The sequence below is a fragment of the Pseudomonas sp. 13B_2.1_Bac1 genome (genome assembly GCF_025466155.1).
Classification (GTDB): Bacteria; Pseudomonadota; Gammaproteobacteria; order Pseudomonadales; family Pseudomonadaceae; genus Aquipseudomonas; species Aquipseudomonas aylmerensis.
In genome coordinates, this window is record NZ_JANLOH010000049.1 from 1 (window position 1) to 19463 (window position 19463).

Consider the following 19463-nt stretch of genomic DNA (forward strand, 5'->3'; position numbering starts at 1 on the left):
ACTGCGTACCTCAATCAGGCGATGCTCTGCGTCGTAGGCAAAGTGCTGTACGCCGCGTAGGGCGCTGCGCTTTTCGATCATTCGACCGAAACCATCGTAGCGGTAGCGTTTATCCTGATAGGTCATCAGCTTGTTATGCACCACCAGGCCCGCACTGGCCTGTGGTCCGTCCAGCAGATTGGCGGCGGCGTCGTAGGCGAAGGTTTCGCGCTGGCCGTGCAGGCTGTCCTGGCTGGCGATGATTCGCCCGGTCGCGTCGTAGTGCAGCAGTTGACGCTGGTCCCGATGCTTGTCGCGGTCACGCTCCAGACGGCCGATCAGGTTGTCGGCTGGGTCATAGTCGAAGTGTTTTTGCTGGGCTGCCGGCAGCTGCGTGGGCTGGCCACTGGGGCGGCGTATACGTGAGCGCAGGCGGCCGCTGCGGTCATATTCACTGCGAGTGGTGATCTGGCCTTGGGTACGCAGGACTTCACGGTGCAGGCGGTCGCGCTCGAAGTCGCTGATGACGCGGCCGTCGAGGTTGATCTGGTGCAGGTGGCCACTGCCGTAGTACAGGCGGTTGAGCCAACGGCCGTCGGGCAACTGCGTCTGGATCAGGTTGCCGAGCTCATCGTAGTGGTAGTTCAGGCTGCCGGCGGCGCTTTGTTCGATGAGCAGTTGGCCGCGCGCGTCGTAGGTGAAGGCCAGTGCCTGGATGATTTCGTCATTGCCGATGAAGGTGACAGCGGTGAGTTGGTCCAGCGGGTCATAGGCGTATTCGGTGCGGCCATCATCAGTTTGCTTCAACAGCAAGCGTCCCACTGCATCTCGTGCGAGTCGATGCACAATTGAAGGCTCAGGTGTCTGCCCGGTGGGCACGTACTCAACGGCGGCTACGTTATCCAGAAGATCATAGGCATAACGTCGGGCGCTGCCGTCGAGGTCTTGTTGCTCAACGAGGCGATCGCCCTGATCCCAGGCGAAACGGTAGCTTTCGGCGTTTTCATTGGTCAGGGTTTGCAACCGGCCATAGGCGTCGTAGCGGAACTCAATCTGCCTGCCGTGGGCATCTATTCGTTGGCGCACTTGCCCGCGGCGGCCGTATTGGTAGCGGGTGGTGTGACCCGCTGCATCGGTATAGCCGATCAACAGACCGCTGGTGTCGCGCAGGTACTGTTCGATGCGGCCGTCTGGCATTTCGGTTTGCAGTAGGCGGCCTTGGTTGTCGTGTTGATAACGCTGCCGCTCACCCAAAGCGTCGATGACTACCTGCAAATGGCCCTGGCGATCGTACTCAAACGCTGTGGGGTACCCCGAACAATCGACATGCTGAATTAACTGTCCGGCTTCATTCCAACGCAGGGTTTTGCTTTTGCCCGTGGCGTCGATGATCTCCACCACCTGTCCAAACGTATCGTAGCGATACCGTGTGACATGTCCCAAGGGGTCGATTTCACTGACGCAATTGCCCCGCTGGTCGTACTGAAATTGCCACGCTTGGCCTGCCGCATCGGTCTCCACCAACGGTAGTGACCAATGCTCCAGCCACAACGTGGATTCGATCCGCCCCAACGGATCCTGAGTGCTGCACAGGTTGCCGGATTCATCGTAGCCGAACTGCCATTTACCGCCTTGAGGATCAGTCGCACCGAGCAACTGACGCTCATCGTTCCACTCGAATTGCCAAGCCTTTCCCAGATTGTCGGTGTATTCGGTGATCTGGTACTGCGGGTTCCAGCGGCGCGTGCTTACGCGTTGCAAGCCGTCCGTAATCTGGGTCAAACCGGCCGACAGGTCATAGTCGAACCGATACTCGTCACCTTCGTCGGTCCAGTGCCGTACTACACGCCATTCGCTATCTTCGACATATTCCCACTGGTAGTAGCACCTTAGCCCTGCAGGCAACTGGTGCTCGACCATGCGCTGGCCGGCGTCATAGGCGAAGCGTCGTTGCACATTTGCGGCGGCGTCGCGAACTTCGGCCAGGTCGCCGCGAATGTCGTAGGCATAGCTGACGAGGGTTTCCCGACTGTGATCCGGGTAAACGCGATCGACTTGCTCTACCCGCGCCGGCCATTGTTGGCTGTAGCTCAGCTCGACGCGCACATGATCGAAAGTATCTCGCAAACGGCTCAGCCGACCCTGGGCGTCATAGTCGAGAAAAATGCGGTTGTCATTGCGATCCCCTAACTGGCTGAGGCGCAAGTGCGAAGGGGCGCCTTGCGTTGGCTCGAACAGTCGATAGAGCCCATCAACGCTTTCAATCAGTAGTTGGCCATTGGTATTGCGCCGCACGCTCAAGCCTTCACCTGCGCTGAACACAGCACCACCGAGCGGGATCACGCCCATATCGATCTGGCGCGCTTGCTCATCGGTATAGACCAGTCGCTCGCCACCTTCGGGGTGTGCGCCAATCTCGACAAACACTTCGTAGATCACGCTCCAGCTGGCGCCGAACAAACCATTTCTGCGCTCGTCTCGACTGCTGTAGTAGCGCTGCCATTCGATGGGGAGCAAGCCGGGCAGGGCGAAGTCCAGGTCGTCCTCGCCATCCAATATTTTTGCGCCCGTGGAGCTATGCACCGGGTTGGGCGAGCCGACCACTGCAGAGGTAATTGCATTGGTAACCTGGCTGGTGCCCCACGACACCAGCCCGCCTACCACCATGCACGGCAGCTTGCTGAAGAACTTCGAACCACCGCCGCGCAGCATCAACAGTGCCGTTACCGCCAGACCGACACCCGGCGTCTTGCCGCTGCGAATCTCGCGGACCACCACCGGGCTACCACCTATGCGCACGTTGCTGGATATCACCCCAGACTCGACAATCGATGCGTCGCAGGTGCTGCGGTCGCCACTACGCGCAGCCGGCTGACCGTTGATAGTGACCTTGCTGGAGCCTTCGGCAATAAACTGCGGCGGCATCGGCGGATGCTTAGTGCAGATCACGATATCCAGCGGTTTGGGCACTGCACCTGGCGCAGGCACTGCCACCGTGGGGCGCCACATCTGCGAGAAAAAACCCTTGGCCATGTCCAGGTAACTGGCTTCTTCGGGGCTGCCACCTTCGGCGGGTTGTGAACTAACCGGGCCGATAGCGCCTGCGGCACGTGCAGAAGGTATGCCGTTGGTGAAAGTGTTGTGGGAGCCGGTGGCGATGGTTGCCATCACCACCGGCGGGAATAACGCATTGCCTATCCAGTCACAAACTTTTGTCAGTCCCTTGTCAGCCCCCGTCTTGCTCATGCCTATGCCGACGATGATGCCCACCACCGCGCCCAGTACGAAGCAGCCCAGCCCGCCGGTTACGACCGTAATTCCGGTGGCGGCCACAATCGCAGCAGTGGCAACGGCCGTAATAGCGATATTGGCCGCAATTTCCAGCACACCGCCCAAGATGTCGGCCATCGCCGAGGTATGCAGCAGGCCGTCACCTAGACGTGCCGCCCAGAGTGCGTCAGACATGGAATAGTGGCTTCAAGACTTGGGATTCAGCAGCAGCGTGCTTTTGATGGTTGCCCAATGGGCGCGTTCAGCATCGCCCAGGGGTTGGGCTTTGACATAACTCAGGGCGAGCATCTGCCGAGTGCCGGGTATCACAAGCGCTAACTGGTATTGATGGATACGCTCGGTGCCCTTGCTGAACTGGTTATGCACTTCGATGGCTTCTATGTCCTGCGCCGCACCTACACGAAGTACCTGCGCCGGTTGGTAGCGCAAGTCCTGCACCTGCTTCTCTAGCTTCGCCAGTTGCTCTTCGAAGTTACTTTGCAGCGTCTCACCATCTCCTAGAAGGCTACGGCTGACGATCAACGAAGTACCCAGAGCGGCGAACTTCAGGATATTGATGGAAGCATCCTGAACGTCATCGCTGGGCAGCGTGAATTGCAGTTCATTGAGTTGATAGGTCATGAAACAGAATCTCGTTATTGGCCGGAAGGTGGCTTGGGAAACATGGAGTTGACGGCCGCGTCGATTTCGCCCTTGATCCCTTGGCCCATGGGCGTGGTGCCGCCTTTGCCACCAATGTTCAAATGCAGATTGCCCCCGGTGTTGATCTCGGAGCTGCCTTCGGAATACACATTGATCTGCACGCCTGTGAGGTTAATCTGCCCGCTTGCATTGAGCTCCAGGACGCTCTTGCCACAGACCAGGCGCAGGTTTTCGCCCACCTCAATCAAGTAGCTTTTGCTGATGGCGTCGGTCTTGCTGAACCCCACCATGAGCATGTCGTCATGCTTGACTGCACGCACGCGGTCGTTGCCGACTTTTACCACTTCATCGTGGCCGATAGTCTTATTACGGTCATGCCCCACCGAGTGGCTTTCATCCACCTCCACCACGATGTCCTGGTTACGCTCGGCATGGATGTACAGCTGCTCCAGGCCCTTCTTGTCCTCCATACGGATTTCATTGAAGTTGGCCGGCGTGCCGCCCTTGCTCGAGCGGCTTTTCATGCCGCTCTGGGTCGCGTTTTCCGGCAGGTCGTAAGGCACCGTCTGCTCGGCGTTGTAGACGCGTCCGGTAATGATCGGCCGGTCCGGGTCACCTTCCAGAAAGCTCACAATCACTTCCTGGCCGATCCTTGGGATCTGCATCGAGCCCCAATTCTTGCCGGCCCAGGATTGCGACACACGAATCCAGCACGAGCTGTTTTCGTTGGATTGGTCGTGGCGGTCCCAGTAGAAATGCACCTTCACGCGACCGTACTGGTCGGTCCAGATTTCTTCGCCTTTGGGGCCGACCACCAGCGCGGTTTGCGGGCCCTTGACGATTGGGCGGTGGGTGTTGGCCAGTGGCCGGAAGCTTTGTTGCGCGTCGATGCAGGTCAGGCTGCTTTCGAACTGTGCAGACCCCGAGCCGCCGCCGCTTTCCAGGCTTTCCTGGACGATGTAGTAACGGCAGCCGACGATCAGGTATTCGCGGTTCTGGTCCTGGCGGCTGAAGCCGGTAAGGCTGAACAGGTGACCCGAACCCAGGCCGCGGGCATTGCCGCTGAACTCGATCTGCTCATGCAGGGTTTGCAGGGCTTCGATCCGGGTGCGGGCGTAGTGTTCGCCGTCTGCGCTTTGCACGTAGGTGCCGGGATAGTCATACAACGGGTAGTCGCCGGCGGTGTGCGGGCGCGGCATTGCCGAGCGCACGTCGATGCTGGCGCTGGGGCGCTGGAAGTCGTAGTCGTTGAGCTCCAGCGAGCCCGGTTGTACTTCCTGCGCCAGGTGCCAGTTGTGCATATGGTCGCGTTCGCGCTGCTGCTCGTCCTTGGGGTAGTACGGGATCGACGCGTAGCCGGGCACCGTGGCGTGGGCGCCGTAGGCGTCGGCCAGCACCAGCACGTGGCGGTCCTGTTCGTGGCGGAAGAAGTAGTAGATGCCTTCCTGTTCCATCAGGCGGCTGACGAAATCGAAACTGGTCTCGCGGTACTGCACGCAGTATTCCCACTCGCGGTACGGCCGGCTCAGGGCGTCCTCGAAGTCGGAAAAACCCAGGTCGCGAAACACCTGCTTGATGATCTGCGGGATGCTCAGGTTCTGGAAAATCCGGCAGTCTGAAGTGCGGCTCAGCAGCCACAGCCATGGGCGCAACGTCACCTGGTAGCTGGCGAACTGGCCCTGGTCGATATTCTGGCTGCAGCGCGCGACGATGCCGTGAAAGTGCCGCTCGCCACCGTCCGCCAACTGCAGGCCGACGCTCATCGGCTTGCCCAGCAACTGGTTGAGGTCGATGTTGGCGTCCAGCGAGGTCAGTTGCAGCTCGTAGTTGAACAACCGGCCCAACTCTTCACCGCCGCCCATTTCATTGAGCAGCAGCACATCCGGCCCCAGGGGGCTGGTGATCTTGGCCAGGCGTGTGGCTTGGTTGAATAGCATCGGTTAACCCGTAAATGACTTAATAACTGAAGAAACCGAATCCAATGTGGGAGTTGCCTTGTGTGGGAGCAGGCAAGCCAGCTCCCACACAAGGCAACTCCCACAGTTTTTATCGCATTCCGTCAGGTCAATCGTTGAAGTCGTAGTGCAATTCGTTATCCCTCGTGCTGATACGCACGCCCGCCAGCGCCTTGCCTTCGAGCATGCGCGTGAGGAATTCACGGCTCATGTCCGGTAGCAGGCTGTTGGTCAGAATGGTGTCGATCATGCGCCCGCCGCTTTCGGTTTCGGTGCAGCGCGAGACGATCAGGTCGACCACCGCGTCGTCGTAGTCGAAGGCGACCTTGTGGGTGCTCTCCACGCGCTTCTTGATGCGGTCCAGTTGCAGGCGAGTGATCGCCTTGAGCATCGTGTCGCTCAGCGGGTAGTAAGGAATGGTCACCAGGCGGCCGAGCAGCGCCGGCGGGAAAATCTCCAGCAACGGCTGGCGCAGGGCCTTGGCGATTTCTTCCGGTTCGGGCGTGTTCGCAGGGTCTTTGCAGACATGCGAAATCAGCTCGGTGCCGGCGTTGGTGGTCAGCAGGATCAGGGTGTTCTTGAAGTCGATCACCCGGCCTTCGCCGTCTTCCATCACGCCCTTGTCGAACACCTGGAAGAAGATCTCGTGCACGTCCGGGTGGGCTTTTTCCACCTCGTCCAGCAGCACCACGCTGTAGGGTTTGCGCCGCACTGCTTCGGTCAGCACGCCGCCTTCGCCGTAGCCGATGTAGCCCGGTGGCGCGCCCTTGAGGGTCGACACCGTGTGGGCTTCCTGGAACTCGCTCATGTTGATGGTGATCACGTTCTGCTCGCCGCCGTACATGGCTTCGGCCAGGGCCAGGGCGGTTTCGGTCTTGCCCACGCCCGACGTGCCGGCCAGCATGAACACGCCAATCGGCTTGCTCGGGTTGTCGAGGCCGGCGCGGGAGGTCTGGATGCGCTTGGCGATCATCTGCAACGCGTGGTCCTGGCCAATGATGCGCTTCTTCAGGTGCTGGTCGAGGTTGAGCACGGTCTCCAGCTCATTGCGCGCCATACGGCCCACCGGGATGCCGGTCCAGTCGGCGACTACCGAGGCCACGGCCTGGTAATCCACGGTCGGCAGGATCAGCGGGGTTTCGCCTTGCAGGGCCGTGAGGCGATATTGCAGGTCGACCAATTGGGCGCGCAGCTCATCGTTGCCGCTGTCCACCACGCCGGCTTTTTCACGCAAGGTTGCGCGGGTCGCCAGCAGTTCGTCGACCAAGGTTTTCTCTTCGGCCCAGCGGTTTTCCAAGGTGGCCAGGCGTTCACGCTCGGCACTCAGCAAGGCTTCGCTGTTGGCCTGGCGTGTACCGATGGCGACGCCGATCGCGTGTTCGCGGGCGATGATCTGCAACTCGGTTTCCAGCGCTTCGATGCGGCGGCGGCTGTCATCGACTTCAGCCGGCACGGCGTGCAGGCTGATGGCGACACGGGCGCAGGCGGTGTCCAGCAAACTCACGGATTTGTCCGGCAGCTGGCGGGCAGGAATGTAGCGGTGCGACAACTTCACCGAGGCTTCCAGGGCTTCGTCGAGAATCTGCACCTGATGGTGTTTTTCCATGGTCGAGGCCACGCCACGCATCATCAACAGTGCCTTGTCTTCCGACGGCTCGGCCACTTGCACAACCTGGAAACGCCGGGTCAGCGCCGGGTCCTTCTCGATGTGCTTTTTGTACTCGGCCCACGTCGTCGCGGCCACGGTACGCAAGGTGCCACGGGCGAGGGCAGGCTTGAGCAGGTTGGCGGCGTCACCGGTGCCGGCGGCGCCACCGGCACCTACCAGCGTGTGGGCTTCGTCGATGAAGAGGATGATCGGCTTGGGCGAAGCCTGGACGTCTTCGATGACCTGGCGCAGGCGCTGTTCGAACTCGCCTTTCATGCTCGCGCCGGCTTGCAGCAGGCCCACGTCGAGGCTGCGCAGTTCCACGTCTTTGAGCGCAGGCGGCACATCGCCGGCGACGATGCGCAGGGCGAAACCTTCGACCACGGCGGTCTTGCCCACCCCGGCTTCACCGGTGAGAATCGGGTTGTTCTGGCGCCGACGCATCAGGATATCCACCAACTGGCGGATCTCTTCGTCACGGCCCACGATCGGGTCGAGCTTGCCGCTGCGGGCCTGTTCGGTGAGGTCGACGGTGAAGCGCTTGAGGGCTTCCTGCTTGCCCATCGCACTCGGTGCCATCGCGCCGCTGGCTTCGCCTGGTACCGCACCGGCATTGAAACCGTCGCTGGCGCTCAAGGCATTTTCGGGCGAGTCGCCGACGTATTCATCAAAACGTTCGCTCAGGGCTTCGGCCTTGATCTTGTCGAACTCGGAAGACAAGCCCAGCAACGCGTGGCGCAGGCTCGGGGTCTTGAGAATACCGAGCACCAGGTAACCGGTGCGCACCTGGCTTTCGCCGAACATCAGGCTGCCGTAGACCCAGCCGCGTTCTACGGCTTCTTCGACGTGGGATGACAGGTCAGTGATCGAAGTCGAGCCGCGCGGCAGGCGGTCCAGCGCTTCGGTCAGGTCGCGGGCCAGGCGTGCCGGCTCGACGTTGAACTGGCGAATGATGCGGTGCAGGTCCGAGTCCTGCAGCTGCAGCAACTGGTGAAACCAGTGGGCCAGTTCCACGTACGGGTTGCCCCGCAGTTTGCAGAACACGGTGGCGGCTTCGATGGCCTTGTAGGCCACGCTGTTGAGTTTGCCGAACAGTGCGGCGCGACTGATTTCACCCATGCTCTGGATTCCTTGAGGTGGTGGCGTGATCGGCGTAGTGCCGGGCCAGGATTAGGTCGTTGGCGTCTTGTGCAGGTTTGCCGAGCCAGGTGTTGAAGCCCAGGCGGAACTGGCCGTTGAGTTGCAGCGTCGGCACTTCGGGTTGTTGCAAAACCAGGTTCAGGTCCCAGTCCAATTCATGGCCCAGGTACTCGGCCACCCACGCCACCAGCTCATTGAACGGCTGGCTGCCGGGCAGCATGCCCATGTAGTCATCGAGCTTGAGCGGGCCGAGGCGGATGCGAAATTTATGCTGGCGGTCCCACACGTGGCTGCCCAGGCAAAAGTCCACGCCCAGTTGATTGGCGCTCACGCTGACGCGGCTGCGCTCGGGCAGCTCGAGCCATTGACCGACGTATTCCTCGATCTCCACGGGCAGGCCGAAGTACTCGCCGAGGATCGCCTTCAAGCCGTCCGGATAGCGGGTTTGCGCCGACAGGTGACCGCTGTAGTGCAGCTTCGCGGTGTCCGGAATCAGGCCCTGGTTGAGCAGGCTCGGCATGCCGCGGCCACTCAAGGCCGCCAGGCGTGCGGACCAGTAGTCGTCGTCCGGACGGTCGTGGCTGACGGTCGGCCGCGCCTCGGCCCAGGCCCGGTAGAACAGGCTCAACAGTCGGTGGTGGAAAATATCCAGGAACTGTTTGCTGGTGCTGTCGGCGTTGTTGCGCTGACGCTCGCGCACGTACTCGGTGATGTGCAGCGGCAACGGGCCGTTGGGGCCGCCGAGGCCGAAGAAAAACTGCTCCAGCCGCGCCGGCTTGCCGTCGCCACCCGGATCGACCGAGGCCAGGGTCGCCGGGGCGAAGGTGCAGTCGGCCTGTTGCCCGAGGCGCAGCGGGTCATCCGCCAGGCGCAGGGAATGGCCCAGGCGTGGCAGCTCCGGCGATTCACACTCGATACGCCGCAATGCCTGGAAAAAATCGTATTCCCAGGGCTCCTGATGCATCGCATCCAGTGTATTCACAGGGTCGGACGCCGCCCGGGCTTGGCTTTCCATCGCATGATCTCGCCGCGTTCGGTGGTACGGATCACCGTCTCGGTAAAACTGTTGATCGACACGTAGCGTGCCAGGAAGCGCTCCAGCACTGCACCGAGCAGGAACACGCCAGTGCCGCGAAACGCGTTTTCATCGAATTCCAAGGTGATTTCCAGGCCGCGACCAAACACGATCGGGCCGGGCATCGGCAAGCGTCGGGTCACCGCTTTGCTGCTGACTTCGCGCAGGCCTTCGATCTGCAATTGCAGGGCGGCATCGTTGCTGTCGCCGTACAGGCGCAGCAGTTCGCGCAAGGCACCGGCGCCCTGGCCTTGTTCGCTTAGCGACAGGTAGTTGAGCGACAACTGGCTGATCAGGCGCCAGGCCTTGGCATCATGGGCGTGGCTGGCGCGTGGGCGGCTCGGGCCGGCAACGCAACGCACGGCCAATACCGGGGCGCTGTCGGCCAGGGTGAAGTCGGTCTTGCCGTTGCCCACACTCATGAACAGCGGCAAATCGCGGTTGGTGCACAGCGCGGTCACGCCGAGCTGGCGCAGGTCGTGGCGGTACGGCGCCTGCTGGCTGTCGACCAGGCTGACGAAGGTTTCACTGCCCACATACGTGGAGCGCGGGCCGTTGCGGCGCTGATCGCTGGACAGCACACGCGGCTCGCGCCGCACGGTGTAGTACGCCTGGTCACGGCCATAACGCGACGGATCGCGTACGGCGTAGAACGGCAAAAACGGCTGTTCCGGCCCCGTGCCGTGGCCGGTGATGCCGCTCAACGAATGAATCTCGAAGTCCATCGGCCGGGTGCGGTCGGCGATCACATGGTGTTCGTTGACCCGGTCGGACAAGTGGATGCGGTCCACCCGTTTCGGAAATAGGTTGATGGCCGGCGTGCAGAACGGCATGAACTGCGCGGCGCCGACACTGCCTTCCAGGCTCGGCTCGTGACGGTCGAACAGGACGATCAGCTCCAGCTCCTGGCCGTCGCAGCGTTTGACCGCGCGGCCCAGCTCGGCGAATTCGACGAACAGGAAACGGTGGGGCAGGGCGAAGTATTCCTGCAACAGGCGATAGCCCTGGAATGCCCGCGCGACCACGGGCATCGCCGCGTCGGCGTCGTCAAACCCCCGCGAGCGCAACGCGCCTTGAGGCAGGCGTTCGACCCAGTCGCCACCCGGCTTGCGCGCGAACACCGCGCAGGCATTGCCGAGCAATTGCTCGTAGAGACGGAACGGTTGCTCGTCGGCGCCGCTCAGGTACAGCGGCAGGTTATCGAGGTCGAGGCTGTTGAACGGCAATTCGGCGCCGGTGCGCAGGGTCAGGCGCAGGCCGGCCTTGGCTTTCGGCTCGCTGGCGGCCAGGCGGCCGAGCACGGCGGCGGGGTTGCCGAAGTACTCGGCGCCGCTGACTTGCAACGGCCACAACGTCACCGGGTGTGCGGTGCGGTACTCGCAGCAGGTCTGGGTCTCGCGGCCCAGCGCGGCACGCAACACCGTGTCGCGCGGCAGCGGGAAGCCACTGGCCAGGGAGCCTTCATCGGGATCGGTCTGCAATTGCACCACGGTCATCGACGGTGTCGGTGCCAGGTAGTGCGGGTAGGCGATTTCCAGCAGGTTGTGGGTGAAGGTCGGGTACTCGGCGTCGAGCTTGAGCTGTACGCGGGCCGTCAGGTAGGCAAAGCCTTCGAGCAGGCGTTCGACGTACGGGTCGGCGCAGTCCATGCCGGACAGGGTCAGCCGACTGGCGATCTTCGGGTATTCCTTGGCGAACTCGGCGGCGCTTTCGCGCACGTGGTGCAGTTCCTGGTTGTACAGCTCCAGCAGGCGCGGGTTCATGTGCGCCTCCGCTGGTCGGCATTCACCACGCGCACGTGGCCAGACTCCAGGTCGAGGTCGGTTTGCAGCAGCAGGCGCAACGGCACCGGTTGTGCCCACAGGTCGCCTTCGATCTCGAAACTCAGCGCGTTGTGGTTCATCTCGCCATGGCCGACGCGGGCTTTGACCCGCAAGGTGTGGCGCAGGATACGCGGCTCAAACGTGGCGATGGCCTGGTAGATCAGGGCTTCCAGGGCCTTGATATCGACGCTGGATACACTGTTGCCCGCCAGTGCCGGCAGGCCGTAGTTGACCACCGAAGTACCGGCCGGGGTGTGCAGGGTGGCATCGGCATCCAGCAACGACGTGGTGTTGAGCAGCCACGCCAGGTCGCGCAGAACCGAGGCTTTCAATTGGGTCAGGGACAGCACGCGTTTGTCGGCGCTTTCCTTGGGATTGGTCGGGTCGTCGTCGGTCAACCGGTCCAGCAGGGACGGTTGCAGACGGTCGCGGGAAGCGATTTCAGTTACCACCAAAGCAGCTCCACGGACGGGTTGCGAGAGGAACACAAAGCCTTGGGCCGTGGCGCCGGGCCACGGCCACAAGGGTTATCAGCGCTTGGTGTTGGAACGGATATTCCAGCCAAACTTGATCGCGCCGCCGTCTTTGGTGCCGTCGGCTTTCTGCGGCTGGTAGTCGACCATCACTTGGGCGAAGTTCAGGGTGACGTTTTCGGTCAGGCGGTCATCGGTGCCCGAACCGCCGGTGCTCAGCGAGGTGACCAGCACTTCTTCCAGGTTGATCACCATGTACTCGACCTGGCTCTCGCCACCGGCCTTGCGCACGGTCAGCTTGACCTTGTCGATGTGCTTGCCGCTGGCGCAGTGCATCATCAGGTTCGGCGACGCCTTGTCGACGTACTTGGTCAGCGACAGGTCCTGGATATTCACCTTGCCCGCACCGCCGCCACCGCCCACGTGCATGTTGCCGGACTGGGCCATGCCCCAGCTCCAGTTCAGCACGTCGATTTCGTCCTTGTGGGCCTTGTCCATGGACTCGCCCTTGATGTCGCCGATCTTGATGAAAATATCAACAGCCATGTTTTCTCCCTGTGTGGTCTCAGCCACGATATTTGGTTAACCCAAGGGCGGTGCTTTTCTGTGGGAGCCGGGCTTGCCCGCGATGGCATCACTGCGGTCTGACTGACAGACCGCGTCGCCTGCATCGCGGGCAAGCCCGGCTCCCACAAAAAGCCCGATCCCGGCGGATCGTTATTACGCGCTTTTCGCCGAAGGCAGCTTCGATACCAGGCGCAGCGACACCGTCAGCCCTTCGAGCTGGTAGTGCGGGCGCAGGTAGAACTTGGAGTTGTAGTACCCCGGGTTGCCTTCGACGTCTTCCACGATCACTTCGGCTGCCGCCAACGGGTGCTGGGCCTTGGTGGTTTCGGTGGAGTGCGCCGGGTCGCCGTCGACGTAGTTGAGGATCCAGTCCTGCAACCAGCGCTGCATCTCGTCCTTCTCTTTGAAGGAGCCGATCTTGTCGCGCACGATGCACTTCAAGTAGTGGGCGAAACGGCAGGTGGCGAACAGGTACGGCAGGCGTGCGGCCAGGTTGGCGTTGGCGGTGGCGTCCGGGTCGTCGTATTCGGCCGGTTTCTGCAGCGACTGCGCGCCAATGAATGCGGCGAAGTCGGTGTTTTTCTTGTGCAGCAGCGGCATGAAACCGTTCTTCGCCAGTTCCGCTTCGCGGCGGTCGCTGATGGCGATTTCGGTCGGGCACTTCATGTCCACGCCACCGTCATCGGTCGGGAACGTGTGGGCCGGCAGGTTTTCCACTTCACCGCCGGACTCCACGCCACGGATGCGCGAGCACCAGCCGTAGTGCTTGAACGAACGGTTGATGTTCACGGCCATCGCGTAGGCGGCGTTGGCCCAGGTGTATTTGGAGCTGTCGGCGCCGTCGGTGTTTTCTTCGAAGGCGAAGGCTTCCACCGGGTCGGTCTTGGCGCCATACGGCAGGCGCGCCAGGAAGCGCGGCATGGTCAGGCCGATGTAGCGCGAGTCTTCCGATTCGCGCAGCGAGCGCCAGCCGGCGTATTCCGGGGTGGTGAAGATCTTGGTCAGGTCGCGCGGGTTCGACAGTTCCTGCCACGAGCCCATGCCCATCACGGTCGGCGACGCCGCAGCGATGAACGGCGAGTGCATGGCGGCGCAGACTTTCGACAGCTCGCCCAGCAGCTCGACGTCGGGTGGTGACTGGTCGAAGTAGTAGTCGCCGACCAGGCAACCGTACGGTTCGCCGCCGAACTGGCCGTATTCTTCTTCGTACATCTTCTTGAAGATCGGGCTCTGGTCCCAGGCAGTGCCCTTGAATTTCTTCAGGGTCTTGTGCAGGTCCGGCTTGGAGATGTTGAGCACGCGGATCTTGAGCTGCTCATCGCTCTCGGTGTTGTTGACCAGGTAGTGCAGGCCACGCCAGGCGCTTTCCAGCTGCTGGAAATCCTGGTGGTGGATGATCTGGTTGACCTGGGCGGTGAGCTTGGCGTCGATGGCGGCGATGATCGATTCGATCGACTTGATCGCGTCATTGGACACCAGGTCGGTTTGCGCCAGGGCCTGCTCGGCCAGGGTGCGCACGGCGGTTTCCACGGCTTCGCGGGCACGCTCGGTCTTGGGCTTGAATTCTTGCAGCAGCAGGTTCGCGAACTCGCTGGCTTCTTCGGTAGCCCCCAGGATCTGGGAGCCTTCGCGGGCGGTATTGTCCGTCATGATTATTGGTCCCCTGCAGGCTTGGGTGCGCTGGCAAGTGCCTGGAGCAATGCCGGGTCCTTGATCGCCTTCATGATGATTTCTTCAGCGCCAGTCTTGCCGTCCATGTAGGTCAGCAGGTTGGCCAGCTGGGTACGGGCTTCGAGCAGCTGGTTCAGCGAATCGACCTTGCGGGCCACGGCCGCCGGGCTGAAGTCGTCCATGCTTTCGAAGGTGATGTCCAGGCTCAGGTTGCCTTCGCCGGTCAGCTCGTTGGGGACGTGGAATGCCACGCGCGGCTGCATGGCCTTGAGGCGCGAGTCGAAATTGTCGACATCGACTTCAAGGAACTTGCGGTCGGCCACGGGCGCCAGAGGCTCGGCTGGCTTGCCGGCGAGGTCGGCCATCACGCCCATCACGAAGGGCAGCTGGACCTTTTTCTCGGCGCCGTAGAGCTCGACGTCGTACTCGATCTGCACTCGAGGCGCGCGGTTGCGCGCGATGAATTTCTGAGAACTTTGCTTCGCCACGTTGCTGCTCCTGGTCGCTTGAGCGACGGTGTTGTTACTGCACGCTCGGGCGGCTTACTCGCCGTCCGGACCGCGCAGGTTTTCAAATTGGGACATGCCGTCGGGAATCAGGTTGCGCACGATGGCCGCGAAGTCGGCGTGCACCAGATTCTTGGCCCGGTTCAACAACACCGGCAGCGGGCTCGAAGGCTCGTGCCGGGTGTAGTACGCAAGGATTTTGTCGAGGCTGCGCAGCACGTCATCGCGGCTGGCGATGTCGCCAGTGGGGCGCGGTGCTGCGGGGGCTGCAGCGAAGTCGACCGAGGGGGCATTGTCGTCACTGACGGCCTCGGGTTCGCTGCGGGTGTCGCTGTTCGGTACGAATTGGTTGAGGATTTGCAGGGCCTGCTTGAGCGGTTGCTTCAACAGGCTGAGGTCGACGCCCTGGGCCGAACCGACCTGGTCGCTGACCTGTTGTTCGATGGCTTCGCAAGCGGCGCGCGCGGCGCCCAGGGCATCGCGGGTGGCCTGTAATTGCTCGGGGTCGCTGTCCAGGAACGCGGCGTTGAGTTGCTGCGCGCCGAGCTGCTCATCGGGGAAATTCATCAGGCCGCTGGCGTTCAGCGCGGCTCGCAGGCTGACCGGGCCGAAGGTGCGCGAGCGGGTGAGGATGCTTTCGCGCAGCAGGCGAATGGTCGCGTCGCTGGTCAGGCCGGACAGTGCGTTGATGCGAACCGTGGGGTCGTTATCGTCGTCGGCATCCAGGCGCGGGTGCAGGTCGGCCCAGTATTCGCGCAGCAGCGCGTTGATCAGCGTGAGCACTTCTGCGAGCCCGGCCACGCCTTGCAGGGCGAGCGAGCTTTGCAACAGGAAATGGGTGATTCGCAGGTCCTTGCTGCGCTGCAACAAGTCGAGGCTTTGCTGCTGGATGCTGCGCCATTCCGGCGGTTCAGCGGGCAAAATCGAATCGCCCATGCTGCGCTCGGGTTGGCCCTTGGCATCACGCTCCAGTTGGAGAAAGTCCGCGTCATATTCCATGTCTTCGCCACACGGCGAAGTTGCGGAAACGGCGGTGAGCAGCAACGGCACATCCACTGAAATTGATCTCCCTATCAGCCCGTTAGATGGCGGGCAATGCATGCATTAGTTGCGCGAGGAACTTTGCATGTTTTCTTGGTCATATAAGCAAGATGCCACTAATGTGCCATCACTGGTATTCAAGAAGTTGTGCATTTTTGGTGTAGTACTTAGGGCTTGTCAAGGTAAGCTATTCGCCCTCTGTGACAGATGTGCGGTGCTTAACAACCTGCACGACTGGTGGGTCGAACGGCGTACCCGGACAGGATTTTTGTCATGGAGCCCAGTTAAGATCAGCGATCATGCTGGTATCGGCAGGTTGTGGACGGTCGATTGCACGACCAGATGGGGATCTCCCGGGAACCGCTCGGCCCGGGAATCGACTGCGCGCGAAGTATCAGCAAGGAGGCAAGATGTCGCTGTGTTTGACTATCACTAGTTATCACAAGATCACCCCTGGGCAATGCTCGGAAAAGTCCATGAATCAGGGCTCGATGGCTATCGGCCGCAGCGCGGACAATGACTGGGTGTTGCCTGACCCTGAGCGGCTGGTGTCTTCACAACACTGCGTTATTCAATACAAAGAAGGCCGTTATTATTTAACCGATAACAGCACCAATGGCGTGGAGTTGGTCAACGCCGGTATTCGGATGCGCCGGGGTAACAGCGAACCCCTGCAAAATGGCGAGTTGATCCGCATCGGCGATTACGAGATCCAGGCGCGTATCGACTTCAACGTGCAGGCCGTCGACAGCCAGCCGTTTGCCGGGGATTCACCGAACAGTTTTGAAGCGCTGATGGGCGCCGTGGTGAGCACCCCCACGCCGACGCCGGTGATCGCGCCGCAGTTCCATGGGGCATCGTCGATGGACACGCTGCCGGACCTGTTCGACTTCCTCAGCCCCACTGCCGTGCCGCCCCCGACGGTACCGGACCACGTGCCGTCCGAGCAGCATGACTTCCGCCCCCCGACCCCTGTGGTCGTCGAGAAACCCGTGGTGCCGAGTTCGGTCATTCCCGAAGACTGGGACCTGTTTGGCGACGCGCCCGCACCGGTCGTCAGCGCACCGCCACCTCCGCCGTCACCTCCGCCTGCGCCCATTACCCCGCCGCCGCCCGTGGTCGAGCCCGTGCTCCCCGTGGCCGACAGCCAACAGCCGGATCTGTTGCAAGCCTTCCTGCGCGGTGCCGGCCTGGACCAGTTGCGCCTGGACCGGGCCGATGCCTGCGCGCAGATGGAAAGTATCGGCCGCAGCTACCGGCTGATGGTCGAAGGCTTGATCGATGTGCTGCGCGCCCGCGCCAGTCTCAAGGGCGAGTTCCGCATGCAGCAGACGATGATCCAGCCCGCTGAAAACAATCCGTTGAAATTCGCACCGAATGCCGACGAAGCGTTACTGCTGCTGCTTCGCCATGGCAACCAGGCGTTTATGGCGCCCGATGCTGCCGTGCGCGACAGTTTCGACGACCTGCGTGCCCACCAGTTGGCGGTGATGGCCGGTGTGGAAGCAGCGATCAAACACCTGCTCGGGCGTTTCGAGCCGGCGCAGCTGGAAGAGCGCATGGGCAAGCCCGGCGGGCTCTCGAGTCTTTTCAACGGCTCACGCCAGGCCCAGTACTGGCAGCAGTTCACCGAGCTCTACAGCAACATTTCCCGCGAGGCCCAGGAAGACTTCCAGGACCTGTTCGGCCGCGAATTCAGCCGAGCCTATGAGGAACACAGCGCACGCCAGCGTCGCTGACCCGCAACACATGGATTAACGGATAGCTAAGTACGTCATTGAGGACGCAGGATGATTCCCAGGTTTTTATTCGCAGTCGCCACACTGCTTCTGCTGACGGCGTGTGCCAAGGATGCCGCCAAACCCGACGCCGCCACCGAGGCACCAGCGGACACCGCCGCCGTGGAGCTGCACTTTCACGCGATTGCCGGGCTCAACCCCGGCGCCAACGGCCAGGCCGCCCCGGTACGGGTGCGCATCTTCGAACTGAAAAACGCCGCCACCTTCGCGCGCTCCGATTACTTCGCCCTGGCTGACCGCGCGCAATCCACCCTCGGCCTGGACCTGCTGGACCAGGATGAAGTCATGGTGCAGCCCGGCGAGCAACTGAGCATCCAGCGCGACCTCGACCCGTCCACGCGCCAGATCGGGCTATTGGTCGGCTATCGCGAATTGGACCGCGCGCAGTGGCGCACGGTGATCAACGTGCCAGCGCGCCAATACACCGAATACCAGATCAGCCTCGATGTGCGCGCGGTGCGCGCCGACGTCGTGGTTGCCCCATCCAGCCCTGCCCAATAACGCAATCGGAGCCCCCATGTCCTGGAACAATCGCGTGGTCTGGTCGGAAGGCATGTTCATCGGAACGCAGCACTTCCAGCAGCATGACCGTTACCTGGAAAACCTGATCGACGCCCGCAGCCGCCCGTTGTCCGTGGGCGCCTGGGGGTTCTCCGAGCTGCTGATCGACCAGGGTCTGCTGGCCCAGGGCAAGCTGGCGATCGTCTCGGCGCGCGGCCTGTTGCCCGACGGCACGCCGTTCAACATCCCCCAGGATGACCTGGCGCCAAGCCCGCTGAATATCGATGACTCCCTGCGCGACGGCCTGGTGTACCTGGCCTTGCCGCTCAAGCGTGCGGGTGCCCGTGATACCGTTGATGACGGCGAAGACTTGGGCGCTGCGCGCTATGTGAGCCAGGTACGCGAAGTGCGCGACGACAACGCGCCGTTCGAGAACCGCGCGCCGGTGGCCGTCGGTTCGCGCGCCTTGCGTCTGTTGACCGCGCAGGATGGCATCAGCGACTACGCCGCCATCGGCCTGGTGCGCATCAAGGAAAAGCGTGCCGACCGCGCACTCGTGCTCGATGACGGCTACATCCCGCCAGTCCTCGATGTGGCCGCGAGCAAACCGCTGACCGCGTTTCGCAGCGAACTGCTCGGCCTGCTGCACCAGCGTGGCGAAGCCCTGGCCGGCCGCGTGGTCGCCTCGGGCGCGGGAGGCGCCTCGGAGATTGCCGATTTCATGCTGCTGCAACTGGTCAACCGGGCGCAGCCGCTGCTCCAGCATTTCAGCCAATTGAGCCCGCTGCACCCGGAGCGCTTCTTCAGCGAACTGGTGAGCCTGGCCGGTGAGTTCTCGACCTTTTCCACTGCCGGCCGACGTCCGCAGGAATACCCGCAATACCAGCACGACGACCTGGCCCTGAGCTTCGCCCCGGTGATGGCGGCCCTGCGTGAGGCCCTGTCGATGCTGATCGACAGCAAGGCCACGCCGATCCCGATCGTCGAGAAAGCCTATGGCGTCCACGTGGCGATGCTGGCGGACAAAACCCTGCTCGACAGCGCCAGTTTCATCCTCGTGGTGCGCGCCGATGTGCCGGGCGAAACCCTGCGCGGGCGCTTCGGCCAGCAGAGCAAGGTCGGCTCGGTGGAGCACATCCGCGACCTGGTCAACCTGCAACTGCCGGGCATCGGCCTGCTGCCGCTGCCGGTGGCGCCGCGCCAGATCCCGTACCACGCAGGCTCCACTTACTACGAGCTGGACCGTGGCAGCGAGCACTGGCAGCAGTTGAGCAACTCCGGTGGTTTTGCCTTCCATATCGCCGGGCAATTCCCGGGCTTGAACCTGGCCTTCTGGGCGATCCGAGGATAAT

Annotated in this window: 14 protein-coding genes; 3 read left to right on the forward strand and 11 right to left on the reverse strand. The window is 62.3% G+C overall.

The genetic code is table 11. The features are described 5' to 3' along the window. From NTD80_RS11135 to tssA, 11 genes are all read right to left on the reverse strand, one after another. A partial coding sequence (locus tag NTD80_RS11135) for a DUF6531 domain-containing protein (protein ID WP_262133580.1) occupies nt 1-3444 on the reverse strand: 3444 nt, incomplete at its 3' end. Nucleotides 3445-3456: 12 nt separating this feature from the next. Beyond that, complete coding sequence (locus tag NTD80_RS11140) at nt 3457-3891, reverse strand: DUF1795 domain-containing protein (RefSeq protein ID WP_262133582.1); 435 nt, start codon at nt 3889-3891, stop codon at nt 3457-3459. Between the two features lie 14 nt (nt 3892-3905). Next, entirely contained in the window at nt 3906-5849 is a 1944-nt protein-coding gene (locus NTD80_RS11145; protein WP_262133584.1) for a type VI secretion system Vgr family protein, read from the reverse strand. A 127-nt stretch (nt 5850-5976) separates the two neighbouring features. Next, nucleotides 5977-8634, reverse strand: coding sequence for a type VI secretion system ATPase TssH (gene tssH, locus NTD80_RS11150; RefSeq protein ID WP_262133585.1), 2658 nt, complete (start codon nt 8632-8634; stop codon nt 5977-5979). Beyond that, nucleotides 8627-9670, reverse strand: a complete 1044-nt coding sequence (gene tssG, locus NTD80_RS11155; RefSeq protein WP_065902535.1) for a type VI secretion system baseplate subunit TssG — start codon at nt 9668-9670, stop codon at nt 8627-8629. Before tssG ends, tssH begins: the two co-directional genes overlap by 8 nt. Beyond that, on the reverse strand, nt 9634-11493 hold the full coding sequence (tssF, locus tag NTD80_RS11160) for a type VI secretion system baseplate subunit TssF (RefSeq protein ID WP_106802279.1): 1860 nt from the start codon (nt 11491-11493) through the stop codon (nt 9634-9636). Before tssF ends, tssG begins: the two co-directional genes overlap by 37 nt. Next, nucleotides 11490-12005, reverse strand: a complete 516-nt coding sequence (gene tssE, locus NTD80_RS11165) for a type VI secretion system baseplate subunit TssE (protein ID WP_262133589.1) — start codon at nt 12003-12005, stop codon at nt 11490-11492. Before tssE ends, tssF begins: the two co-directional genes overlap by 4 nt. A gap of 78 nt (nt 12006-12083) precedes the next feature. After that, entirely contained in the window at nt 12084-12572 is a 489-nt protein-coding gene (locus NTD80_RS11170; RefSeq protein WP_005792512.1) for an Hcp family type VI secretion system effector, read from the reverse strand. Nucleotides 12573-12746: 174 nt separating this feature from the next. Further along, on the reverse strand, nt 12747-14243 hold the full coding sequence (tssC, locus tag NTD80_RS11175) for a type VI secretion system contractile sheath large subunit (protein WP_032884437.1): 1497 nt from the start codon (nt 14241-14243) through the stop codon (nt 12747-12749). Between the two features lie 2 nt (nt 14244-14245). Continuing rightward, nucleotides 14246-14752, reverse strand: coding sequence for a type VI secretion system contractile sheath small subunit (tssB, locus tag NTD80_RS11180; protein WP_010207547.1), 507 nt, complete (start codon nt 14750-14752; stop codon nt 14246-14248). 54 nt (nt 14753-14806) lie between these two features. Next, nucleotides 14807-15826: a type VI secretion system protein TssA gene (gene tssA, locus NTD80_RS11185; RefSeq protein ID WP_106802280.1), complete on the reverse strand. Its 1020-nt coding sequence runs from the start codon at nt 15824-15826 to the stop codon at nt 14807-14809. Between the two features lie 395 nt (nt 15827-16221). Between tssA and tagH the strand changes: the two genes are divergently transcribed. From tagH to tssK, 3 genes are read left to right on the forward strand one after another with little or no spacing between them, the layout of a single operon-like run. Continuing rightward, nucleotides 16222-17550, forward strand: a complete 1329-nt coding sequence (tagH, locus tag NTD80_RS11190) for a type VI secretion system-associated FHA domain protein TagH (RefSeq protein WP_262133594.1) — start codon at nt 16222-16224, stop codon at nt 17548-17550. Nucleotides 17551-17601: 51 nt separating this feature from the next. Then, nucleotides 17602-18111, forward strand: coding sequence for a type VI secretion system lipoprotein TssJ (tssJ, locus tag NTD80_RS11195; protein WP_213551336.1), 510 nt, complete (start codon nt 17602-17604; stop codon nt 18109-18111). 16 nt (nt 18112-18127) lie between these two features. Beyond that, entirely contained in the window at nt 18128-19462 is a 1335-nt protein-coding gene (gene tssK, locus NTD80_RS11200; protein ID WP_262133599.1) for a type VI secretion system baseplate subunit TssK, read from the forward strand. The last annotated feature ends 1 nt before the right edge of the window (nt 19463 follow it).

Excerpts from the sequence above, each read along its gene's own strand:
- NTD80_RS11140 (WP_262133582.1), bottom strand. The coding sequence starts at position 3,891 with ATGACCTATCAACTCAATGAACTGCAATTCACGCTGCCCAGCGATGAC.
- NTD80_RS11145 (WP_262133584.1), bottom strand. The coding sequence starts at position 5,849 with ATGCTATTCAACCAAGCCACACGCCTGGCCAAGATCACCAGCCCCCTG.
- tssH (WP_262133585.1), bottom strand. The coding sequence starts at position 8,634 with ATGGGTGAAATCAGTCGCGCCGCACTGTTCGGCAAACTCAACAGCGTG.
- tssG (WP_065902535.1), bottom strand. The coding sequence starts at position 9,670 with ATGGAAAGCCAAGCCCGGGCGGCGTCCGACCCTGTGAATACACTGGAT.
- tssF (WP_106802279.1), bottom strand. The coding sequence starts at position 11,493 with ATGAACCCGCGCCTGCTGGAGCTGTACAACCAGGAACTGCACCACGTG.
- NTD80_RS11170 (WP_005792512.1), bottom strand. The coding sequence starts at position 12,572 with ATGGCTGTTGATATTTTCATCAAGATCGGCGACATCAAGGGCGAGTCC.
- tssC (WP_032884437.1), bottom strand. The coding sequence starts at position 14,243 with ATGACGGACAATACCGCCCGCGAAGGCTCCCAGATCCTGGGGGCTACC.
- tagH (WP_262133594.1), top strand. The coding sequence starts at position 16,222 with ATGTCGCTGTGTTTGACTATCACTAGTTATCACAAGATCACCCCTGGG.
- tssJ (WP_213551336.1), top strand. The coding sequence starts at position 17,602 with ATGATTCCCAGGTTTTTATTCGCAGTCGCCACACTGCTTCTGCTGACG.
- tssK (WP_262133599.1), top strand. The coding sequence starts at position 18,128 with ATGTCCTGGAACAATCGCGTGGTCTGGTCGGAAGGCATGTTCATCGGA.